Below are 22,263 nucleotides of genomic sequence, written 5' to 3'. Positions count from 1 at the left end.
GCGCTTATCTCTACTCGACTTAAGTCACTACACTCCGAAAACTAAGCCTATCAGAGGCTGATAAACGCATCTCGCTCATAGTAAAAGATAATAGCTTCAAGTAGTTCCTGTTCACTGGGCTGAGCTTTTTGCTGCTTAAGATTATCGATTACATCTTCGATTTGATCCATATTGAGCAGATAGCAATAACCATTGTTTATCAGACTATCTTCAAACTCATCGATTTCTTCATTAGACCAATCCCTCATATCATCGACAATTGGCAGTAGCCGCGTGGTCAGTTGGAGAATTTCATTTTCCGCAGTATCTTGATAAACAAGCCAATATTGTAAGCCTCGCTGAGTAATACACTTATTAACCCAGCTTTTTAACGGCTCTGATTCGCCAAGGAATGATCCTATATCCACCAATGTCTCCTTCATATTAACGTCAGAGTGACATGTTAACTTGCTTAAAAAATATAAGTCTATGGCTTTGAGTTAATCTGCTCCTTCTAATCACTTGCAGTCAGTTCATCCATAAATAATGGAAAAAACAGGTTGTATACCACAGAAAAAACTACGCAAAGGTTAAAATTGATACTTTCAACAGTCGTTATATCGGCCCAACGCGACTGTGCAACCTAACGCAAAATCACAATTCATCAATCTGGCAGCTAAAATCGCACCATTAAATAAACTTTATTCATTTTTAAGCCGATAAAATTAAGTATTATTCATTTAATGTTGGCGTGATTTAGACTTTGGTTATTTTGAAACCAAGGTTGGTGATGTTTCACAATCCCCTGCTATGCAATTGTGGTACTTTAGCCGGACAAAAAAAGTGTCGGGCATTGGCTTTTAGCCTAGAGTAGGCCTTAATCACTAAGGTTTACGGCGTCTAGATTCAAATCGCCTACATGACACAAAATGCTGCGGCAACTGGGGAGTTTCGCAAGAATGAAGAGCAAGAGTTTATTAGGCAACATTGGTGTGCAAGTGGTTATTGCCATGATTATCGGCGCGCTAGTCGGTTTTATCATGGGCGAAAGTGCAAGCGTGTTTGCACCACTCGGAACCATTTTTATCCATTTAATCAAAATGCTAGTGATACCACTGGTGTTAGTTTCTATCATCAGCGGCGCAGCAAGCTTAGGCGATAGCCCATCGGCAGGTAAGATAGGCATTGGCACTTTTGGCTTCTTTATCGTGACATCAGGCATCGCCGTAGTACTGGCGTTGGTGATGGGCAATCTGTTCCAACCGGGCGCGGGGGTTGATTTCACTGCCCATAGCAGCCCAGATTTGATGGAAGTGACTAAGGAACACGGCGCATTGCCAGGGGTTATGGATACCTTTATCGGCATGATCCCAACCAATGTGTTCGAATCGCTGAACGGCGGTAACATCTTACAAATCTTAGTCTTTAGTATCTTCTTCGGTATCGCGCTGACCAAGGTTAAAGGCGATGGCGCTAAGCCAATTTTAGCCGCACTCAACACTGTTGTTGACGCCTTTGTGTGGATGATCAACTGCGTGATGATCATTGCGCCTATCGGTGTATTTGGTTTGATGGCCGATTCTGTCGGCACCTTCGGTTTCGATGCCTTAGAAGTCGTATTTAAGTTATTCGCCGTGTTTGTGGCCGCGATTCTGATTTACGGTTTTATCTTCTTCCCATTGGTGGTGCAGCTCTTCTCGAGAGCCTCGGCACGCCAGTTTATTTCGGCGATGAAAAAACCTCAGGTGATGGCATTATCGACCGCCTCTTCAATGGCGACACTGCCGGTGAATATGGAAACCTGCGAAGAAGATCTTAAAGTCTCTAAGGCAACCACAGCCTTCGTGCTGCCGTTAGGCGCCACGATCAATATGAGCGGCAATGCGATTTATTATGGTTTAGTGGCCATGTTCTTCGCCCAAATGTATAACGTCGATTTGTCGATGACAGCCTATGCAGCCATCATCTTCACCTCAACCTTAGGCGCAATTGGCCAAGCGGGTGTGCCCGGTCCATCATTCTTAGTGGTGGCAGTGTTGTTAGCGGCTGGCATCCCTATCGATGGCTTACCTTTGCTGTTTGCCTTAGACAGAGTGTTTGACATGATCCGCACCGCACTTAATATTACTGGCGATGCGGCTTGTGCCTTGATCATGGATAAATACACAGAAGTTAACGTTAAAGCGGATAGCGAGCGCAGCTTAAGCTAGCGAAACAGTCACTCAAGGCTTCAAATATCGGCTTGAATAGGCAAGGCTTATTCAAGCCTTTTTTATGCCCGCTGTTAGATATACCGAACTCTATCCTACTGATTTATTATCACTTAATTGAAATTAATGTGATCTTGGCGGCGCCTTGGACTAAGCTCAAACGGCGCTGCCTCGCAATTCGTATTTCTTTATCTGCCAAGCCACACGGACGCGACGTCTTTCTGCGATAATAGTTTGGCTATCATCAGCCCAAAGGAGTGTTGCATTATGTCCGTCTTTGCCCCTGCAAGCCCTTTTGCCGACTTTATCTATCGCCATTTCCGCGCCATTCATGCCCTTAAACTTGGCCTCGCCTTGCTGATTGCCGTCACCATTAATGCCATTTGGTCGCCGCCACATTTTATTTGGAGCATGGTGACGATCGTGATCATTATGATGAGCCTGCCACAGGTGGGTGGTGCGATTGAAAAGTCCCTGCAAAGGGCGGTAGGCACTTGTTTAGGTTCTGCTTATGGCGTGATGTTAGTCGCCACTATCGACAGTTATTGGCTGATTATGGGGCTACTGATCTTAGCCGTCAGCTTGATTTGTTTTATCTCGGCGGGACGCTACAGCTACGCCTATCTCGTGGCAGGATTTACCATCATCATAGTGGTCGGCGATGCTAACCATGATACTTCTGAAGCGCTGTGGCGCACAGCCAACATACTCTCAGGCTGCGTGATTGCTATTTTAGTCTCGCTATTTATTTTCCCAATCAAGGCCAAACAAGACTGGCGCAGCCAGCTCGCCAATGCCATCGACAATATGGCAAAGGTGCTCACCCAACATTTACACGCTCCCGCTAACCATGATTTAGATTTTCGCGCCGAACTCGAAGCGGCCATGAAAGCGGTATTAACCCAAAAGAAGCTGTTTTTCTCCCTCGAGTGGGAAAGCCAAACCTTAAAAAAGCATAAAATACTGCTGGCGGAATTGGTCAATAAACAGGTTCGGCTGATCACCCTACTCGAATTGTTGCCTTTGAGTCGCTGGCAGGAAGCCGACAAAGAGGCTTACCACCAAATCAATCGCGTCGCCGCCGAGCTTACTGCCCATCTTCAAAGGCTGAGTGAATTTGTCGCAGGTAAAACCGCATCTTTACCCACGCTGCCCACCGCCCTAGGGCAAGAGTTGCAACTCAGATTACAACTCAGCTTGGCCGCTCAGACGCCGAATTCAGCCCCTTTGACAAATGAAGTCGCGCAGGGATTTGCCCTCACGGGATACGGCTGGCTTATCTATCAACTCGCCATCGCCGTCGAAGCCCTCTACGCCGATATCGAGATTATCGAAATCGCTTATCGCGGACAAACCGTGTTACACAAAACTGCCAAGCGTTCATAAGCCGTTACCACGGGGAATCACAGCTAAAAATCACTCTCGCGAACCAAGATAACCCCTTGACCGCCCTTGCGTTAACGGGGCGTTTAATGAAAAGATACCGTCCTATTAAAAATTCGATATCTGGACTCTTTTCATGCGCTTATTTTCCCTCTCCGTTATCGCCATTGCCTGCCTTTCTGCCGGCAGTCTCTACACTGTCGATGCTGTTGCCAACGAGGCAAAAACCTTAGCCAAAACAGCTCAAGCATCTACTGATTTGCCAACCTCAACGTCAGTCGCTGCGGCGCAAACCGTCACCGACAAAACGCCAGTTGAAACCCCAGTAGCAACAACGCCACAGGATGCAAGTCCAGCAGCGAATAGCCAAGCGACTGAAACTGCGACTAATGTACTGGCCGATACCACAGTTACGGCGCCAGAAGCACAACCAGCGCCCATCCCTGAGCGAGCCAATACCTTTGTCAACGATGCGATTTTACCGCCGAGTATCACTTGGCATGGCGCCAGCGAATCGCTCATGTTGAGTGTCGATAACGAGTGGGCGACGCCGTTTGAGCAAAGTAGTGGTATTGAGAGCCCAAGCTACGATGCCACTATCGCTTGGCTCGACAAGCTGGCAGGTGAGACAGATAAATTACAGAAGGTTAGCTTAGGTAAGAGCCCACAGGGCCGCGATATTTGGATGTATATCGCCAGCAGTGAAGGCATTAATGAGTCGGCACGCCTCAAGCAAAACACTAAGCCAACGGTTTTAGTGCAAGCAGGGATTCATGCCGGAGAAATTGACGGTAAAGATGCCGGCATGATGCTGCTACGTGACATCGTTAAAGGCGATAAAAGCGCCCTGCTGGATAAAGCCAACCTCTTGTTTGTGCCTATGTTTAGTGTCGATGCCCATGAGCGCAGCGGCGAATTTAATCGCGTGAATCAACGTGGCCCTGTGAATATGGGCTGGCGCACTACGGCAAATAATCTTAACCTTAACCGCGATTATGCCAAGGCCGATACCTTAGAAATGCAGCACATGCTGCGCGCAATCAACGTGTGGCAGCCAGACTTGTATATCGACGTGCATGTCACCGACGGCATAGATTATCAATACGATGTCACCTTTGGTTATAACCTTGCCCAAGGGTTAAGCCCAGCCAGTTACCGCTGGCTCGAAAACAGCTACAGACCCGCAGTTGAAGCGGCATTAACCGAGCAAGGCCATATTCCCGGCCCGCTGATTTTTGCCGTGGATAACGCCGATATCACCAAAGGCATGTCGCTGTGGAATCCAAGTCCGCGCTTCTCTAACGGTTATGGTGATGCGCGCCATTTACCCACTATTTTGATTGAAAACCACAGCTTAAAACCCTTTAAACAAAGAGTGCTCGGCACCTATGTGATGCTGGAGCAAACCCTCAAAACCGTGGGCGAACAGGCGACTAAACTGAAGAGTGCGATTCAAGAAGATAAATATCGCGCTTCGCCGTTGATCACCCTAACGTGGAAATCGGCACCGCTGGCAAAAGGTTGGGATTTTAAGGGCATCGACTATCAACTCGAAAAGAGCCCCATCAGTGGCACTGAGGTGGTGCGCTGGAACGGTCAACCTAAGCTGTACCCCAACTTGCCCGTGATCGCCGAGACTGTACCCGATATTAAAGTCACTCGTCCGAGCGCTTACTATATTCCGGCGCAATGGACGCAAGTGATTGATCGCCTGAACATACATGGCATCCGCATGACGCGCCTGACCAAACCGACAGAGCTTAAATTACAGCAATACAAACTCAGTAACCCAGTGTTTAATACTAAGGATTTTGAGGGCCATCAAACGGTCAAAACCGAGTCAGAGTTGACGAAAGTCAGCACTACTCTGCCCGCTGGCACCATTAAAATCAGCACAGATCAACCTCTGGGCGATCTGGCGGTTTTACTGCTGGAGCCGCAATCACCAGATTCTTTGCTGCAATGGGGTTTCTTTAATCCTATCTTCACCCGCACTGAATACATTGAAGATTATGCGGTAGAGCCACTGGCGGCCAAGATGTTGAAAGAAGATCCTAAGCTGCAGGCTGAGTTCGACAAGGCACTAATCAACGCCGAATTTGCCGCCGATCCCGAGGCACGCCTACGCTGGTTCTATGAACGCAGCCCTTACTACGATAACCGTTACCTTAAGTATCCGGTTTACCGTAGTCGTTAATCCTCGCCATCACAAACCGCAAGCTTTACGCAGGTTTACGAGCGCTGATGCTATACACCAAGGGCACATTCTGCCCTTGGTGTGTTGACACATAACGACCATCGGCTTGGGCTTCGAGCCCTTCGAAACAGTTGTAGGGGCTGAAATCAAATTCGTGGAAGAACTCCAACACTAAGCCCGCCAGCAATAACGCATTGATCACTTCAGATAGACTGTGTGACCAACACATTAAGGTTTGCTGATCATCACCGGCATTTTCGGTATAGGTGCCTTCCTGCTCTATATCTGGCTCACCCCGATTAAAATAGCTGTAACCATCGAACAACTGCTGCGCCGGATGAAACTCGGCCATGTAAAACTGTCCGCCGGGTTTTAAACAGTCAGCAACCGTCTGCGCCCACAGGGTTAAATCCGGCAGCCACACAATGGCACCATAGGACGTAAAAACAATATCTTGCTGCTCAACCTTGCTCGCCACACTGTAAACATCGCTACAAATAAACTCGGCGGACAATTGTGTCTGCTGCGCCAGCTTTTGTGCTTCATCAATCGCCACCTCGGACAAATCGACGCCCAGCACTTTAGCGCCCATGCGCGCCCACGACAGGGTATCTAAGCCAAAATGGCATTGCAGATGCAGCAAGCTTTTACCAGCCACATCAAGCTCGCTCAGCTCGATTTCCCGTAATGAACTATTCCCACGCAGGAAGCCTGCCACATCGTAAAAATCCGAAGTTAAATGTACCCGAGTGCGCGCATCCCAAGCCGTCTTGTTCGTCGTTAAATAATCCATCTGCATCCCTTCTTATGTTTTTTGTATTTTTTGTATGTTTGCCCAGTCAGACCTATGAGGCTCAAGCTAACTTAATAAATGAGCAATTTCACTAATCTGTGAGTAAATCCCTCATTCGGCGGACATGTCCGCACAACCAAGCGCGGACACTTTTATTTTAAGCAATTGATTATAAAAGAAACTTAAAATTGGCATGGGCTGTGCAATGTCTTATCCATCGCAAGACGACTCAGCACTCCCCCGAAAAACGAGTGCCAGATAAACAAGGAAGCTAACATGTCACTACGTCCATTTATGTTCACCCTCGCTTTTATATTAGTGTTTACCGCAGGGGTATCGCTCACTGGCTGCATTATTAATGTCAACGCCGCTGGCATGCCCGATTTAGACCACCAGCAACGCGAACTCACCCTCGATAGCCAAGACTTGCAAGGCCTGATTGCCGAGACTGGCGCAGGCAGCCTCGAAATTATCGGTGTCGAAGACCTAACCCAAATTAAACTCGTCGCCGACATTTACAGTAACGACGACAGCAAAGTCATTCTCACCCTAGAGAAAAAGGCCAACAAGGCCAAGCTCAAAGCCGATTTTGAACAAAGCGGTTTTAATAATTACTCGCCCTACATCGACCTAAAACTGCAAGTGCCTGCGAATTTAGCACTGGATATCGATGACGGCTCAGGCGCCATTTTGATCAGCAAGATGACAGCAGATATCAATGTCAAAGACGGTTCAGGTGAACTCATCATCAACGGCGGTAACAATGTCAGCATTGATGACGGTTCAGGGGATATTGAAGTCAGTCAAATCAACGGCAACCTCACGATTGACGATGGCTCTGGCGCAATCAAGGTGACTGATATTCGCGGCAATATCGCTATCGATGATGGTTCAGGCAACATTGAAGTCGCCAATGTGCAGAGTCCAGTGACCATCACAGATGGCTCAGGCGACATTAATGTCTTTAACACTAAGGGATTAACGATTCTTGCGGCAGGTTCTGGCGATGTGAAATTTAACAAAATCGACGGCCCAGTAAGCATGGAATAACGCGCCGCTTTACCACTCTATACCCAAAGGTTTTACTAACTTCCCGGCGTAGAGACTGATGTTGCAACGGTTCCCAGCCAAGATGTCAGTCTTCTACCCACCCTTTTAAGCGTATGCCCGACTTATGCATTTATGCCACTAACCCCTTGTAGTGGCATTTTTTTTATACCGAAATTAAGCTTGAGTTTGCAGAAATGACGTTGATTTTATTCAGACCGTTACGCTTTAACCTAGTGGATTTGCTAAGATTGTCAGCCTTCCCACTTCAATAGTCGAAAAGTCACACTGTATTGCCAGTAAGGTCGAGAATATGGATCAGTTTTCGGAATACCAAAAAGAAATTGAATCGCTTTCCCTATCGGATAACCCTAGACAGATAATGGAAGGACTAGGGGATATTTGTTTTGATGGCGAATCTTTTTATCGCAACGGCAATAAAGCCCTAGCCAAACACATTTTCAAGCATATCTACGCCTTAGATGCGCACTCAGACTATTTCTCACACGCCAGAACTGTCGCAAAAGCCTTTCTTATATCCTTGGGAGAAATTCAACCTATCTCCCTAGAAGAGGTTATTTTACAGATAAAGCATGAGCATGCCTCATTAGCCGCACATCAATTAAATCTGCTGATTGCAAAGCGTATTTTTAGGGAATTTAGTCACCATCAAGACGCTATCCACATCACTATGCAATATCTCACCAAAGCCGAGGCACTTACCCCTCTGAGCAAGAGTGACCTTCGCTTTAAAGCTTTAGTCAGCTCAAATAAGAGTGAGCAAAGGGATAGCGTGACAGAATAAATCATCAGAATTTAGAGCCGCTTCTCAAAAGAAATGCAAAAATATACCGGAAGAGATCAACGTTCTGAATTCGACAACCCAATTTTAATTAAGTGATAATATGGACATTTCATCTTTTAAGAAATATATAAAGTTAGCACCAGAAAATGTTTCAGAATGGCAGAGATGGGAAAATTCATTGCCTACCTTCGATTCTATATTACCAATATTGGATTATGTATATAACGCTGAGTGGCAGCGAGATGATTGGAAAGCCATAATGGCATTCATTCGGAAAGGTTATGTTGAGCAAAATGAATCATCTGAATTGGTTGACGGGATTAAGCATGTAAATATATTCAACTCCAAAGTTATTAATCTAAAAATTGATGTCGCAATTTCATTAAACTGCTCCGTTGTTCGTTCATTAGAGTCAATTAATTTATGCTCAGACTCAGTGGAATCATTAAGTGTGTCCCATGCAAGCAAACTCTCTGAAATTACCGGAAACACCCAGAATTTAAGCTACTTATCTTTAAATAAATGTCAAAAGTTAGATTTTGGTTCTATCATTTCAACGCTTGACAGCGTAAAAATTTTAGACCTCAGTGGAAACCCACAGTTGTCCAGTATTGACGAGTTGCGTGGAAATAAAAATATTTTTGCGTTATATCTTGTTGAAACAAATGTAATTAAGACTAAAGAGACTGTAGAAATCTTGGCTTCGATACCAAACTTGAAAAAAATTTGGATTAAAGCAAACAAAAAGGAGTTAGAGCTTTTGAGAGAAGCTCTACCAGGGATTGTAAATTAAGCATAGAAAAGACCGGACATGTAGTTCGAGAGAAGTTTATCGAGAAACCCACTGTTGAATTTGGATATGTTCATGCAAATAAGATACTCAGAGGTTAGCGGGATTAAGCACTGTCATGGAAGTGACCGTCCGTGACATGGATGTCACGATCGAGCATACAGGGATGTACTTGCTGCGAGTCACTGTAATGACAGTGCTTAATCATTGTATTCAAATACCAATGACTTAACCGGATTTTACTCTTTCATATTGCACTATGTTCGACAGACTCAATCAGCGCTAGCTTTTGAGCACGGCTTAACTTTTTAACTGCGATCTCACGTCGCAGTGCATCGCCGTGACGACCAACCAGCTCTTGATACATCAGCGTTAATGGACCTTTACCCCGCAGATACTTAGCGGATTTGATACCACCCGATTGATGCTCGCTAAAGCGTCGTGTGACATCTGTAGTGACGCCTGTGTATAAATGCCCGTTGGCGCAGCGGACGACATACAAGTACCAGAGGGATGATGACTTTATGGGTGTAGGCTTCAGAGGTACAGGATTTAATAGTACGGGATTCAGCGAAGCTTCTGTCACTAATTCTGCTATTGGGGTTTCTTCTATAGTCGAAGCTTCTGTAACAACATTTTTGGTAACGACAGCGCTAGTCACTGGGGCAAGTGTGTCTGCCCCCAGTGACTCATGTTGCTGTAAAGCGCCTATGTCCGTATTGCCTAGGCTGACGGCAGATTCGGTCACTTACGAATGACCTACTTTGCCATACCTAACAGACTCAAGAAGAAGGCATATTCTTGGGCTGTGTCTTGGTACTGGCGATAACGACCACTCTTACCGCCGTGGCCGGCTTCCATATCCACGTTAAGTAACAAGACTTTATCGTCGCTCTTGTACCATTGGTTTTTAACATCGCGCAGCTTAGCGACCCACTTGGCGGGTTCAAAATACTGCACTTGTGAATCATGCAAACCTGTGGTGACCAACAGGTGTGGGTATTCATGGTCGGCAACATTGTCGTAAGGCGAGTAGCTGAGCATATAGTCGAAATAGGTCTTCTCGTTCGGATTGCCCCATTCGTCGTACTCATTGGTGGTCAACGGAATCGACTCGTCCAGCATAGTGGTCACCACATCAACAAACGGCACATGGGCGGCGATGGCAAAGTACTTGTCCGGCGCTTGGTTAGCAATTGCGCCCATTAGCAAACCGCCCGCACTGCCGCCAGAGGCGACGACCTTGTTTTTATCGCCATAACCTTGTGCCGTTAATGCCGTCGTCACGTCGATAAAATCATTGAAGGTGTTTTGCTTATTCAACAGTTTACCGTCGTCATACCAAGGGCGGCCGAGCATTTCTGAACCGCGCACATGGGCGATGGCATACACAAAGCCACGATCGAGCAGACTGATAACGGATGAAGAAAAGTCTGGTTCAACTGTGTAACCGTAAGATCCATAACCGTATTGATACAGAGGGTTAGTGCCATCTTTCTTGAATTTATCTTTACGATACACCAAAGAAACGGGCACTTTCACACCGTCGCGGGCAGTCACAAACACACGTTCGGCACGATATTGGCTGGCATCGAAGCCGCCTAAGACTTGATCTTGTTTCAATAAATCCCGTCTATCGGGATTCACTAGCGAATATTCGTATACGGCTTCAGGTGTTGTCAGACTAGAGTAGAAAATGCGTAACTTATTGCTATCTTGCTGAGAATTAACATCTAAACCCATCACATAGGCAGGCTCATCAAAGCTCAGTTCGAAAGGCTTTTGACCGTTGAACGGCATCACTTTAATTCGCGTCAGGCCATTTTCGCGGGTCTGAATAATCAGATAATCCTTGAGTACTAACTCGTCTTCGATACGGGCATTGGGGTTATGCGCAACCACTTCTTGCCACTTAGATTTGTCCGCCGCATCTTTAATGGCGACCTTCATCAAGCGGAAGTTTGTCGCCTGCCAGTTGGTGAGAATGTAATAAGTATCACCCAGCTTAGACACGCTGTATTCGTGGCCTTCTTCCCGCGCTAACACTGGCTTGAATAAACCCAGAGGTTCGCTGGCATCAAGCACCGACACTTCGCTCGTCGTGGTGCTCTCTTGGAACAGCACAATTTGCGACTCATCTAAGGTTTTGCCGAGTGAAATATAAAAAGAATCGTCTTGTTCTTCATACACTAAAACATCGCTTGATTGCTTAGTGCCCAGCTCATGGCGATACACTTGGTAGCCAAGTAAGGTTTGCAAATCTTTGGCGATATAGAACACATGTTTGTTGTCGTTCGCCCACACCACTCGACCTTCGGTATTTTCAAGCACGTCGACGATCATGTCGCCCGAGGCCAAATCTTTAAAATAGATGTGGTACACACGGCGGCTGAGGACGTCTTCACCAAAGGCCAACATGGTTTCATCTGGGCTAACACTGGCGCCGCCTAAGCCATAAAACTCATGGCCCTTAGCTCGCTCGTTAACATCCAGCATCACTTGCTCAACGCCATCGGCGCCCTTACGGCTGATTAACGGATATTCGCCGCCTTCTTTATAACGACTGTAATAGCTGTGCTGGTGCCATTGGTACGGCACGCTCGACTCATCGGCGACTAAGCGCTCAGTTAACTCTTTAAAAAGGCCATCTTGCAGCGGCTTTAAGGGTTTGAAATAGGCCGCAGTGTAGCGATTCTCGGCTTCGAGATGGGCCAACACTTTAGGATCTTTGCGTTCATCGTCACGCAGCCAATAGTAATCATCGGTGCGCGTTACGCCATGCAAGGTCATCACATGGGGAATTTTTTCAGCAACTGGGGCGGGTACTTGCCCTTTTGAGGTCGAACAACCGGATAACAACATGGCAATACCTAAAGTTAGCAGCAGAGATCGCATTTATACGTCCTTGTGACGTCCATAACGACCGTCGCAGAATGCAACGGCAAGTCAATAAGCTTATGTGTTCAATATGATAGTGGTCAGGTGTGCACTAGCGCAAACATTGAACGCGAGAAGTTGCCATTCGCGGTAAATAAGAGCAACATAACGGCGTTTTTGAGCGCAAACAGCTCAAAAGCAAATTCTCAGGGCGGGGTGAAACTCCCCACCGGCGGTATATGGGTAACGGCTAAGTGATTATTTTACTGAGCCCCCAAAGCCCGCGAGCGCCCGAAATCACTTTCGGGGTCAGCAGATCTGGTGCCTTAGATTTTGCCTAGTGCAAAACTGACTATTCCAGAGCCGACGGTAATGGACTGTTTGCTTTAATGGCGACAGTGCTGAGTCCGGATGGAAGAGAATGTAAGACAACATTGTGGTATTTAAGTGCAACGCGCTTATGTATCGCAGTGTTAGCCTCATGTTTTGCAATAACTTCACCCCAAGTGAAGTGATATTGCTACAGCAAAATCGAGCCATTAGGTTTGATTAGGTTGTATTTCTGCACGCCCTGATTCTGGATATTCCAATGTCGTATTTTTTAAGGATATTAACCATGAATCAGTCTTTACTTGCTCCTTTTGGTACTGCTATCGAACGCGTTGAAGCGGGTCTTAATGCCCTGCGTCAAGGCCAAGGTGTGTTAGTTGTCGATGACGAAGATAGAGAAAACGAAGGCGATTTAATTTTCGCTGCCGAGACACTGACGAACGCCCAAATGGCCATGCTCATCCGTGAATGTAGCGGTATTGTTTGCCTGTGTTTACCCGATGAAAAAATCAAAGCCCTCGAACTGCCTGCGATGGTCGAGCACAACTCGAGCCAATACGGCACGGCATTTACTGTGAGCATTGAAGCAACTGTCGGTGTAACGACTGGGGTTTCTGCCGCTGACCGCGTAACCACCATTAAAGCGGCGATTAGCGACAACGCTAAGCCAAGCGATCTCGCTCGCCCTGGCCATGTGTATCCACTTCGCGCCCAACCGGGCGGCGTGTTAACTCGCCGCGGCCATACCGAAGGCACGATCGATTTAGTGCAACTCGCTGGCTTAAAACCCGCTGGTGTATTGTGTGAAGTCACTAACCCAGACGGTACTATGGCGCGTTTACCCGAAATTATCGCCTTCGGCGCACTGCACAATATGCCAGTGCTGACGATTGAAGACATAGTGGTCTACCGTAAATCGCTACTGGCGAAGGTCGGTTAAGTCAGACTTCAATGGCCTAAACTTAGGTCGTTGATTTAAGACGAAGGGACGTTTCGCTGCGGCAAACGTCCTTTTTATTGGGCTTTATTTGCAGTCCAACATCGCTTATCCCACCGGTTATACCATTCCCTAAATCACTGCCCATGGAACATGAAATAAAGTCATTCTTTCGAATGATAAAAACTGTCTCACATCACAGACAAATGAAATGTTTGTTTGATAGGCAAAAAATACACTAATAAAAATAGCTGCTTAGCTCGATATATAACAATCTGCTTAATTTCGTGACCTAGATTAGATATCCATAAACTAAAGGTCGCCGTGACTGGCCGCCTATGTTAAATATTCTCACCCTGTGCCTAGTTCCATTTTCAACTCAAGTTCAACGTGATGACGTTGAATTTCTTTTTTAGCTAGGCGAACGAGTGGAGTGATCTTTAATGCCGTCAGCGCTACACCACCTCAGTTTGAAGCAAAAGCTCATTCTGTTTTCGCTTGTCACCTTGTTGATGATGAGTTTTTTTATTCTGACTCGCATGCATGGCTTAATAAATGAATCACACTCGGCCAAGCACAACCATCTTGCGGTGCAGGCGACGGTACACATCACCGAATTACTGTATCAGTTGCAGAATGAATATGGTCTGAGCACCAACCAACTGCCCACCGATAACGCGCTAGTCACGCAACAACAGGCGACCTCCAAAGCTCTCGATACGTTACTTAACAGTGAACCTTTAGCCCACCTCAGTGAGTCGCTCGATCCTAAGAGTATTGAAGCCAGTCAGATGAACGCATTATTAGATGCCATCACACTCACAGGCCACAGACTCGCCAACGCACGGCAAACCCTTGCGAGCGAAACACAAGGCTCGTTTAGTGATCTCTATAGTCAACTGCACACTCAGCTATTACAGCTCATTCAACTATTGCAGTTACAAACCAACGAAATCAGCCAATCCCGCGCCTATACCGATTTAATAAACTTGCTGATGGTGCAAGAACTCGCCGTAAAAGAACGTAGCGCGATCAATCATTTGCTGCTCAGCGACTCACTCAATCTGAATGATTACCGCACCATAGGCTCCTTCATGTATGAATATGGCCGAGCTGTGATGCACGCGAGCAGTGCCGCGATTTCCGATAGAAAATCGTTACTGAAAAACCTGCAAGATTCGCCAGAGAATCAACGTATTCTGCAAATTAGCCAACAAATCGAGCAACAAACCCGCATTAGCGCACTGGCACAGAATATTAATGCCAACTTAGGTTACGGTGGCTTAATGGGGAGTTTTCAGGACTATCTGCTGAAGGGCGATGACGTTTCACTGCAAAAATTTAATGATGCGCTGGCGAACATTCACCTCAACTTAGATGAACTCAATCACGAAATTCACTTTCTCCCCGAATTTAAGTCGGCGCTGAAAACCATTGAAGACAGCGTAGATCAATACCAGTTCAGCATGGTCAAGCTAAAGCAACTGCGGCAGCAAGGCTTGCCGATGGCGGAGATCAACGCCATCGCGCAAGTCCCAGCCAGTGAGGACAAGTTAAGCCAAGCGATGACACAGCTGTTAATGCCGCCACATCCGATTGACAGCCAAAAATGGTGGGCGCTCACCACCCAGCGTATTGAACAACTGCATCAACTCGCCAAAGACATCACCCAAACCATGGCGCAACAGAGCGAGTATCAACAAAACCAAGCCCTGACCTTCCTCGGCCTGTACTTGTTATCAGCCCTGTTCACCGCAACCGTTACACTCTGGCTCGGACAGAAGATCATTCGCAACTTTATGGATAAAATCACTAAGATTGCCAATGACATGCAACAAATGGCGGAAGATCCTAAGCTCAATATCAATATCCGCGTTTCAGGTACTGATGAACTCGCTCGCATGGCCCGCGCCATGAACCGGATGATCAGCGAACGGCAGAAGGCGAACCATGCCCTCACCCGCGCCGCTGCGGTATTTGACTATTCTGCCGAGGGCATAATGGTGACTGATGCCGACAACCATATCGAACTGGTCAATCCGGCTTTCTGCAATATTACTGGCTATACATTGGAAGACGTGAAAGGCCGCAGTCCATCCATCCTCAGTTCTAGCCGTCATTCGCAACACTTTTACACCACCATGTGGGAGTCGCTGCAAACAGAAGGAAAATGGGAGGGTGAGGTTTGGAATAAGCGCAAAAATGGCCAAGTGTATCCCGAGTATTTAGCCATTACTGTGGTGCGAAATGAGCAGGGGAAAATAATCCAACACATTGGTTTATTTATGGATATCAGTAAACGTAAACAATATGAGCAAGATCTTTGGTATCAAGCCAACTTCGATGCGTTAACGGGGCTGCCTAATCGTAAGTTGTTTAATGAGCGCCTGCAGCACGAAATCCATGTGGCGCAGCATGACTCACGCAAACTGGCGATTCTGCTGATAGATTTGGACCAATTCAAATACATCAACGATGTGCAAGGCCATGCCACGGGCGACCTATTACTTAAAGATGTGGCCAAACGCTTAGAAGGCATTGCGGGTAAAACCGACTTTATCGCCCGCATCGGGGGTGATGAATTTGTACTTATTCTGCCACGACTGACCAACGAACTCGCCATCGAACACATGGCAACGCGTATTATCGAAACCTTAGGCATGCCGTTTGACTTAAATGACCGTGAGATCCAGATTTCAGCCAGCTTTGGTATCGGCGTCTATCCCGAAGATGGTTTGGATACCAGCTCACTCACCCGCAATACCGAAACCGCCATGTATCAAGCTAAAGATGCGGGACGGAACAACTTCAAATACTTTACCGCGGGCATGAATGAAGCCATGTTCGCTCGGATGGAGTTAGAGCAACGCCTGCGCCGCGCCGTGGCACAAAATGAATTTGCCCTGCATTATCAACCCATAGTGGATATGCAAACTGGAGTCGTCTGCAGCGTCGAAGCACTCATCCGCTGGCAAGACCCCGACTTTGGCCTGATCCCACCGGATCAATTTATCCCGCTGGCCGAAGAAACCGGACTGATAGAACCTATGGGCGAATGGGTGCTCAACCAAGCCATGCATGATTTGAGACAGTGGCAGAAAAGTGGCTTAAAAATCAATGTTGCGATTAATGTTTCTGGCCGCCAATGTATCAACACCCGCGGCATGGGATTCGACCAAGTGCTGCAGGAATGCTTTAACCGCCACCATGTGAACCCGCGCAATGTGCATATTGAGATCACAGAAAGCATGCTGATGGGCGATGCCAGCCACTGCTTGAGCACACTCGAATCGATTCGCCATTTAGGCTCGCAAATCTATATCGATGACTTCGGTACGGGTTATTCTTCCCTGAGTTATTTGAAAAAATTCCCGATTTCAGTGATTAAAATCGATCGTAGCTTTGTGGAAAATGCCCTCGAAAGTAACGCTAATGCTAACTTAGTCAAAGCCATCGTCATGATGGGGCAAAGTCTCGAAATGGAATTAGTAGCCGAAGGCATAGAAACCGAGGCCCAGTGGCATTTCCTGCGTGATTTAGGTTGCCACTTCGCCCAAGGATATTTGATCTCTAAACCACTGCCCTTCGACGAGATCACCCCCTTGCTGCACATCAAGCACACAGCACTGCTCAACCACGATTACCAAGATAGATGCGTGAATATCTAAGATGCTGAAAGCTAGCAACTAATAGTAAAAAGAATTGAAGAATAAATAGCAAAAAAGCAGCCTAGGCTGCTTTTTTGTGGCGAATAAAACGCGCTTAAGCCTGTGGTTGGCCTTGACCGTTCATTATGCTTTCGCCGCCCTTAGAGGCTAACTTAGCTAAATCTTTATCAATAAAGAACAGTGCCTTACCATCTTCACCCACTAAACGTATCTTATCGACAATCGACTTAAACAGCTTTTCTTCTTCGTGCTGCTCGGCCACATACCATTGCAGGAAGTTGAAGGTTGAATAGTCTTGATTCGAAAAGGCAGCATGGGCCAAGGCATTGATCTGACTGGTGATCAACTGCTCATGCTCGTAGGTAAGTTCGAACAGAGCCAGTAAAGAACTAAACTGTGACTGCGGCGCTTCGATCGCCCCTAACAAAGGTAAGCCACCGGTTTCACTCACATAAGTGAATAGACGACGCATATGGCCCATTTCTTCGTCCGCGTGCTCACGCATAAACTTAGCTGCACCTTCAAATCCCTGATCTTCACACCATGCACTCATTTGCAGGTATAAATTTGAGGAGAAGAACTCCATATTAATTTGTTCATTCAACTTTTCGATCATAGTGGCTGACAGCATAGTAAATCCTCTTTTGCATTCGAACTGAATCATGGGGCACATTGTCATCAAGGGGGTCGACAAAAGCAACAAAATTTACCTTTAGATTTTTAGCTAAGTTAATGATTCATTGATAAAAATGATTTTCATTTGTCCAGCGACTCGCGTTCAGCCTTCGACTTAGCTGCGCAAATTGCGTTACTTATTGCTAGGTTATCATCCAAAGTGGCAGGAAAAACTGACTGGCCTATCACAGAAACTCACATGCAAATCATAGCCATCGCCGATCACCGTGGCATAATAGCCAATCATAGTCAGGTGGAAATTCATTCAGCGTCATCACGACCCATTGCATATAAGGCAGACCCTCATGTCCGTAACAGCCGATCCTTGTTCGCAACCTAGCTTAATGCATCCAGATCAAGCTATTCCCCTTTTGCTCGAACAAGTTAGCCCAGTGTCAGACACCGAAGTCGTATTGCTTCCCCATGCCCTTGGTCGCGTCCTTGCGGAAGATCTCGCTTCCTGTATAGACCTGCCCCCCTTCGACAACTCCTCAATGGACGGTTACGCCTTCCGTTTTGTCGACTTGAATACGCAAACCAATCACACCTCATTACGCCTTATCGGCAGTTCGTTCGCCGGCCATGGTTTTGAAGGTGAAGCTAAACCTAATACCTGCATACGGATCATGACGGGCGCGCCCGTGCCTGCGGGTTATGACACAGTGCAGATGCAGGAAGAAGCCGAAGTTGAAGGTGAGATTATTCATATTCGCCATCCTAAGGCGCAAGGTGCCAATGTGCGTTGCCGTGGCGAAGAGCTGACCCAAGGCACTAAGGTGCTCACTGCTGGTATTCAAATTGGCGCTGCCGAACTCGGCGTATTGGCCACTATTGGTATCAGCCAAGTGCGAGTCTATCGTCAACTTAAGGTGGCGTTTTTCTCCACGGGTGACGAACTGCGTCCTGTTGGCAGCGAACTCGCGCCGGGGCAAATTTACGATTCAAACCGTTACTCGATTCAAGGTTTACTCAGCCGCGCTAATGTGGAATGGCTTGATTTAGGCGTAATAGCCGATGATCCTGAAGCCATACGTCAGGCATTTCGCCAAGCCGCCAGCCAAGCAGATATGGTGCTAACCTCGGGCGGCGTGTCGGTAGGCGAAGCGGATTTCACGAAACAAATTCTCGATGAAGAAGGCAAAATCACCTTCTGGAAACTCGCCATCAAACCAGGCAAGCCCTTCGCCATGGGAAAAATTGGCAAGGCGGTATTCTGTGGTTTACCGGGCAATCCCGTGTCTTCTATGGTGACGTTTTATAAGCTCGTTTGGCCTATCCTGAACAAGATGCAGGGTTTAACCCCAGTTGAACCTTTGATGTTAGACGCCATACTCACCACACCGGTGCGTAAACAACCGGGCCGCGTCGAATATCAACGGGGCATTTTAAGCCGTAATGCAGAGGGCAAACTCGAGGTTGCCATTACTGGTAGCCAAGGTTCTGGCATGTTGACTTCAATGAGCCTAGCGAACTGTTTCGTTTTATTGGAACAATTCCAAGGGGATACTGCCGCTGGCACGCAAGTGACGGTCGAGCCCTTTAACAGCGTGCTCTGCTAGGAAAATCTCAATGAATGTGCCTGACGATATTCTCAGCGACAGCGAACTCTTAAGATACAGCCGTCAGATCTCCATCAAAGCCATGGATATCGACGGCCAAGAACACCTAAAACAAGCGAAAGTGTTGATGATAGGTGCAGGCGGATTAGGCTGCGCCGCCAGCCAATACCTCACAGTTGCAGGGATTGGCGAGCTGACCTTGGTCGATTTTGATCACGTTGAACTCTCTAACCTGCAGCGCCAAGTGCTGCATCAAGATGCCAATGTCGGCCAGCCAAAAGTCGAATCGGCCAAACAGAGCCTGAGTCAGCTCAATCCCTTTATTAAGATCAACATTATCAATGCAGTATTAGATGATCATGAGATTGACGCCCTTGTCGCCAATCACAATCTAGTGCTCGACTGCACCGATAATGTCAGTGTACGCGAACAACTCAACCTCAGCTGTTTTAAGCATAAAGTGCCCTTAGTCTCCGCAGCGGCAATTCGGATGGAAGGCATGGTCACAGTGTTCGATTATCACAGCGAAACACCTTGCTATCATTGCTTTAGCGCCCTATTTGGCGAGCAACAACTCAGCTGTGTCGAGTCGGGCATCCTAGCCCCTGTGGTCGGCATGATAGGTTGTTTACAGGCGGTTGAAGCCATCAAGGTCATCACTGGCATGGGTAAAACCTTAGCGGGCCGCATTTTGATGATCGATGCGATGACGATGGAGTTTCGTGAGATGAAACTACCGAAACACGCCAACTGCAGTGTCTGTGGTACTCAGGCTTAAGATAATCTCGCTTGAAAAACGGCTTTACTTGCCTTAACTTAGCTCGACGCTGGTGAGGCTGAACGACCAGTTAACATAAGGAAATCACAAGGAAAACATATGGATTCGGAAAACAGTGTATTTGATCGCATGACCACAGACGATCCCATCGTTGGCGCAGGTATGTACAACCTCGTTATCGGCCTCACGCTGATTTGGGGTTTTGCGGTTAACTATTGGATGGTCACCAATATCGACCCAGAAGCGATTGCCAGCGTGAATCCTTGGATTTTCTTTATTGGCTATTTTGCCTCCTGTTTTTTTGGGATTTATCTGTTTCAAAAATCGAGTAATCCCGTCGTCAGCTTTATTGGCTACAACTTTGTAGTCGTCCCCTTCGGCTTGATTATCAATATGGTAGTCAGTCAATACGACCCTGAGTTAGTGACGGAAGCCATTCGAATCACAGGCCTAGTGACCATTGCCATGATGTGTTTGGGCACACTCTTTCCCGCCTTTTTCCAAAAAATTTCCGGCGCACTCACGATTGCTTTGTTGCTGGTTATCGTAGTCGAGCTAATTGAAGTGTTTATCTTTAATACTCACCACGGCATTTTAGATTGGATAGTGGTGCTGATTTTCTGCGGGTATATAGGTTACGACTGGGGACGGGCGAATCAGATCCCTAAAACCATAGATAATGCCATCGATAGCGCTGCCGCTTTGTATATGGATATCATCAACTTATTCCTACGCATTCTGCGAATTTTAGGGCGTAAATAAGTCACCAAGGAGTGTCTATGAAAGGCCTATTACCGTTTACTGCAACTTTACTGCTGGCAACTGTGGCACTCGTGGGTTGCGGCGAAGCTGAAAAACCTGCTGCGCAAGTTAAGATTGCTAATCCGGCCTCTGAGTATTGCATCTCTCAGGGTGGTAGCTTAGTAATAGAGAAAACCGCCGAAGGTGAGCATGGTATCTGTACCTTGCCAAACGGTGAAGCCATAGAAGAGTGGGCGTTATTCCGCCGTGATCATCAGGAAGAAAAGCCGCAGTAACAGTGGTTATTTTTACCTTTAATCAAAACAGGCGCCATTGGCGCCTGTTTTGTTATTAAGTAAACTGAAAATCTTAATTGGCTAAGTGTTCAGCGCGCCAGATTTTGCGCTTAGCGGCCGACTGAAAGCTCCACGCTAAGACCCGCGTAATTTTATTGCCTTGCTGCATTTCAATCGTCTTCACTGTATCGACGTTCAACTGTGCTAAGGCTTGATAACAAGGTTTCAGGTTTTCTTGCTTCGACACTAGGCTAGTGAACCACAGGCATTGGTCTGCAAACATCTGACTCTCACGGATCATAGTCGCCAAGAACTGTCGCTCTCCGCCTTGGCACCAAAGCTCTGCCGCTTGGCCGCCGAAATTCAGCTTAGGTGCAGCCTTTACTGAGCTCCCACGATTAAGCTGTAGATTATTCACCTTACGCTTTGTACCTTCGCTCGCCTCGGCCATAGAGGCATGAAATGGAGGATTACACAGGGTTAACTCAAAACGCTCTTCGGCTTGGATTACTCCCTTGAAGACCGCCTTGTCATCTGGCTGTAATCGTAAGCTTATCCGCCCTTGCAGCGCTGGGTTTTGCTCGATAATACTCTGCACATTGGTGAGTGAATGGGCATTGATATCCGAGGCAACAAATTGCCAGCCATACACTTGGCTGCCCAATATGGGATAAATACCGTTCGCGCCTGTACCAATATCTAATACCCTCGCCTTACTTATGGCACATGACTTATCGCCTTCGGCTAACAGATCTGCCACGTAATGCACATAATCGACGCGACCGGGGATAGGAGGACATAACGCTCCTTGAGGAATATCCCAAGAACCAATCCCATAGTGATGTTTAAGTAGTGCCGCATTGAGGGTTTTGACTGCCAAGGGGTCGGCAAAATCTATCGACAACGCGCCATAGGGCGTGGGCCGCACAAAGGTTTTCAGCCGAGGGAATGCACTGATTAGCGCCGGAAAATCATAGCCATTCAAGTGGGCATTACGCGGATGCAGGGCTTTTTTGATTTCTACTCTTGGTTTGTCTTTGCTTGGCTTTACTCTGCCTTTAGCTTCAGGTTTAGCCTGCTTTGGTGCTTTAACTTTTTGGCGGATGTTAACTGCACGGGTTGCGGTTTTCGCAGTCGCTGATTGAACGGATTTCACGGCAGGTTTTGACATAGCAGCTCTTGTAACGCAATGGGCCGA

General features: G+C 47.0%; 18 protein-coding genes and 1 riboswitch. Of the genes, 12 read left to right on the top strand and 6 right to left on the bottom strand.

The genetic code is table 11. The features are described from left to right. Window positions 1-50: 50 nt before the first annotated feature. Window positions 51-407: a DUF7716 domain-containing protein gene (locus Q4Q50_RS11855; RefSeq protein ID WP_300479586.1), complete on the bottom strand. Its 357-nt coding sequence runs from the start codon at window positions 405-407 to the stop codon at window positions 51-53. A gap of 531 nt (window positions 408-938) precedes the next feature. Between Q4Q50_RS11855 and Q4Q50_RS11850 the strand changes: the two genes are divergently transcribed. The 3 genes from Q4Q50_RS11850 (at window position 939) to Q4Q50_RS11840 (ending at window position 5,769) form a co-directional block, all read left to right on the top strand. Continuing rightward, a complete protein-coding gene (locus Q4Q50_RS11850; RefSeq protein WP_311899454.1) occupies window positions 939-2,189 on the top strand; it encodes a dicarboxylate/amino acid:cation symporter in 1,251 nt (416 codons plus the stop codon). Between the two features lie 267 nt (window positions 2,190-2,456). Further along, window positions 2,457-3,575, top strand: coding sequence for an FUSC family protein (locus Q4Q50_RS11845; RefSeq protein ID WP_261271960.1), 1,119 nt, complete (start codon window positions 2,457-2,459; stop codon window positions 3,573-3,575). Between the two features lie 133 nt (window positions 3,576-3,708). After that, complete coding sequence (locus Q4Q50_RS11840; RefSeq protein WP_311899450.1) at window positions 3,709-5,769, top strand: M14 family zinc carboxypeptidase; 2,061 nt, start codon at window positions 3,709-3,711, stop codon at window positions 5,767-5,769. Between the two features lie 25 nt (window positions 5,770-5,794). Here Q4Q50_RS11840 and Q4Q50_RS11835 read toward each other — a convergent pair whose 3' ends face one another. Beyond that, window positions 5,795-6,562, bottom strand: a complete 768-nt coding sequence (locus Q4Q50_RS11835; RefSeq protein WP_311890559.1) for a class I SAM-dependent methyltransferase — start codon at window positions 6,560-6,562, stop codon at window positions 5,795-5,797. A gap of 276 nt (window positions 6,563-6,838) precedes the next feature. On the opposite strand from Q4Q50_RS11835, the gene Q4Q50_RS11830 reads away from it, so the two are divergent. From Q4Q50_RS11830 to Q4Q50_RS11820, 3 genes are all read left to right on the top strand, one after another. After that, window positions 6,839-7,612: a DUF4097 family beta strand repeat-containing protein gene (locus tag Q4Q50_RS11830; RefSeq protein WP_311890558.1), complete on the top strand. Its 774-nt coding sequence runs from the start codon at window positions 6,839-6,841 to the stop codon at window positions 7,610-7,612. A gap of 310 nt (window positions 7,613-7,922) precedes the next feature. Beyond that, on the top strand, window positions 7,923-8,414 hold the full coding sequence (locus Q4Q50_RS11825; protein ID WP_311890557.1) for a hypothetical protein: 492 nt from the start codon (window positions 7,923-7,925) through the stop codon (window positions 8,412-8,414). 100 nt (window positions 8,415-8,514) lie between these two features. Beyond that, window positions 8,515-9,207 (top strand): leucine-rich repeat domain-containing protein, encoded by a 693-nt coding sequence (locus Q4Q50_RS11820; protein ID WP_311890556.1) that lies wholly within the window; start codon window positions 8,515-8,517, stop codon window positions 9,205-9,207. Window positions 9,208-9,451: 244 nt separating this feature from the next. Here the strand turns inward: Q4Q50_RS11820 and Q4Q50_RS11815 are convergent, their stop codons facing one another. Beyond that, window positions 9,452-9,952, bottom strand: a complete 501-nt coding sequence (locus Q4Q50_RS11815) for a GIY-YIG nuclease family protein (protein ID WP_311890555.1) — start codon at window positions 9,950-9,952, stop codon at window positions 9,452-9,454. Between the two features lie 11 nt (window positions 9,953-9,963). Beyond that, window positions 9,964-12,099, bottom strand: a complete 2,136-nt coding sequence (locus Q4Q50_RS11810; protein ID WP_311899448.1) for a S9 family peptidase — start codon at window positions 12,097-12,099, stop codon at window positions 9,964-9,966. Between the two features lie 180 nt (window positions 12,100-12,279). Further along, window positions 12,280-12,508, top strand: a riboswitch (FMN riboswitch). 189 nt (window positions 12,509-12,697) lie between these two features. Between Q4Q50_RS11810 and ribB the strand changes: the two genes are divergently transcribed. Both ribB and Q4Q50_RS11800 read left to right on the top strand, forming a co-directional pair. Next, a complete protein-coding gene (gene ribB, locus Q4Q50_RS11805) occupies window positions 12,698-13,351 on the top strand; it encodes a 3,4-dihydroxy-2-butanone-4-phosphate synthase (RefSeq protein WP_071940538.1) in 654 nt (217 codons plus the stop codon). Window positions 13,352-13,791: 440 nt separating this feature from the next. Next, entirely contained in the window at window positions 13,792-17,016 is a 3,225-nt protein-coding gene (locus Q4Q50_RS11800; protein ID WP_311899446.1) for an EAL domain-containing protein, read from the top strand. Between the two features lie 94 nt (window positions 17,017-17,110). Here Q4Q50_RS11800 and ftnA read toward each other — a convergent pair whose 3' ends face one another. Then, on the bottom strand, window positions 17,111-17,647 hold the full coding sequence (ftnA, locus tag Q4Q50_RS11795; RefSeq protein WP_006083664.1) for a non-heme ferritin: 537 nt from the start codon (window positions 17,645-17,647) through the stop codon (window positions 17,111-17,113). A 349-nt stretch (window positions 17,648-17,996) separates the two neighbouring features. On the opposite strand from ftnA, the gene moeA reads away from it, so the two are divergent. The 4 genes from moeA (at window position 17,997) to Q4Q50_RS11775 (ending at window position 21,065) form a co-directional block, all read left to right on the top strand. After that, entirely contained in the window at window positions 17,997-19,250 is a 1,254-nt protein-coding gene (gene moeA / locus Q4Q50_RS11790; RefSeq protein ID WP_311899444.1) for a molybdopterin molybdotransferase MoeA, read from the top strand. A gap of 10 nt (window positions 19,251-19,260) precedes the next feature. Continuing rightward, window positions 19,261-20,028 (top strand): molybdopterin-synthase adenylyltransferase MoeB, encoded by a 768-nt coding sequence (gene moeB, locus Q4Q50_RS11785; protein WP_259214508.1) that lies wholly within the window; start codon window positions 19,261-19,263, stop codon window positions 20,026-20,028. A 99-nt stretch (window positions 20,029-20,127) separates the two neighbouring features. Then, a complete protein-coding gene (locus tag Q4Q50_RS11780) occupies window positions 20,128-20,790 on the top strand; it encodes a Bax inhibitor-1 family protein (protein WP_311899440.1) in 663 nt (220 codons plus the stop codon). Window positions 20,791-20,807: 17 nt separating this feature from the next. After that, window positions 20,808-21,065: a putative hemolysin gene (locus Q4Q50_RS11775; protein ID WP_106648564.1), complete on the top strand. Its 258-nt coding sequence runs from the start codon at window positions 20,808-20,810 to the stop codon at window positions 21,063-21,065. Between the two features lie 73 nt (window positions 21,066-21,138). Here Q4Q50_RS11775 and rlmF read toward each other — a convergent pair whose 3' ends face one another. Beyond that, window positions 21,139-22,236, bottom strand: coding sequence for a 23S rRNA (adenine(1618)-N(6))-methyltransferase RlmF (rlmF, locus tag Q4Q50_RS11770; protein ID WP_311899437.1), 1,098 nt, complete (start codon window positions 22,234-22,236; stop codon window positions 21,139-21,141). Between the last annotated feature and the right edge of the window lie 27 nt (window positions 22,237-22,263).

The sequence above is a fragment of the Shewanella scandinavica genome, from assembly GCF_031932065.1.
GTDB lineage: Bacteria > Pseudomonadota > Gammaproteobacteria > Enterobacterales > Shewanellaceae > Shewanella > Shewanella baltica.
This window is presented reverse-complemented; position numbering and strand designations above follow the sequence as displayed.

Bases quoted from the DNA above. Each gene is read 5' to 3' on its own strand.
- Q4Q50_RS11825 (WP_311890557.1), top strand. From the start codon at position 7,923: ATGGATCAGTTTTCGGAATACCAAAAAGAAATTGAATCGCTTTCCCTA.
- ribB (WP_071940538.1), top strand. From the start codon at position 12,698: ATGAATCAGTCTTTACTTGCTCCTTTTGGTACTGCTATCGAACGCGTT.
- Q4Q50_RS11850 (WP_311899454.1), top strand. From the start codon at position 939: ATGAAGAGCAAGAGTTTATTAGGCAACATTGGTGTGCAAGTGGTTATT.
- rlmF (WP_311899437.1), bottom strand. From the start codon at position 22,236: ATGTCAAAACCTGCCGTGAAATCCGTTCAATCAGCGACTGCGAAAACC.
- Q4Q50_RS11800 (WP_311899446.1), top strand. From the start codon at position 13,792: ATGCCGTCAGCGCTACACCACCTCAGTTTGAAGCAAAAGCTCATTCTG.
- moeA (WP_311899444.1), top strand. From the start codon at position 17,997: ATGTCCGTAACAGCCGATCCTTGTTCGCAACCTAGCTTAATGCATCCA.
- Q4Q50_RS11840 (WP_311899450.1), top strand. From the start codon at position 3,709: ATGCGCTTATTTTCCCTCTCCGTTATCGCCATTGCCTGCCTTTCTGCC.
- Q4Q50_RS11830 (WP_311890558.1), top strand. From the start codon at position 6,839: ATGTCACTACGTCCATTTATGTTCACCCTCGCTTTTATATTAGTGTTT.
- Q4Q50_RS11835 (WP_311890559.1), bottom strand. From the start codon at position 6,562: ATGGATTATTTAACGACGAACAAGACGGCTTGGGATGCGCGCACTCGG.
- Q4Q50_RS11810 (WP_311899448.1), bottom strand. From the start codon at position 12,099: ATGCGATCTCTGCTGCTAACTTTAGGTATTGCCATGTTGTTATCCGGT.
- Q4Q50_RS11820 (WP_311890556.1), top strand. From the start codon at position 8,515: ATGGACATTTCATCTTTTAAGAAATATATAAAGTTAGCACCAGAAAAT.
- Q4Q50_RS11780 (WP_311899440.1), top strand. From the start codon at position 20,128: ATGGATTCGGAAAACAGTGTATTTGATCGCATGACCACAGACGATCCC.
- moeB (WP_259214508.1), top strand. From the start codon at position 19,261: ATGAATGTGCCTGACGATATTCTCAGCGACAGCGAACTCTTAAGATAC.
- Q4Q50_RS11775 (WP_106648564.1), top strand. From the start codon at position 20,808: ATGAAAGGCCTATTACCGTTTACTGCAACTTTACTGCTGGCAACTGTG.
- Q4Q50_RS11845 (WP_261271960.1), top strand. From the start codon at position 2,457: ATGTCCGTCTTTGCCCCTGCAAGCCCTTTTGCCGACTTTATCTATCGC.
- ftnA (WP_006083664.1), bottom strand. From the start codon at position 17,647: ATGCTGTCAGCCACTATGATCGAAAAGTTGAATGAACAAATTAATATG.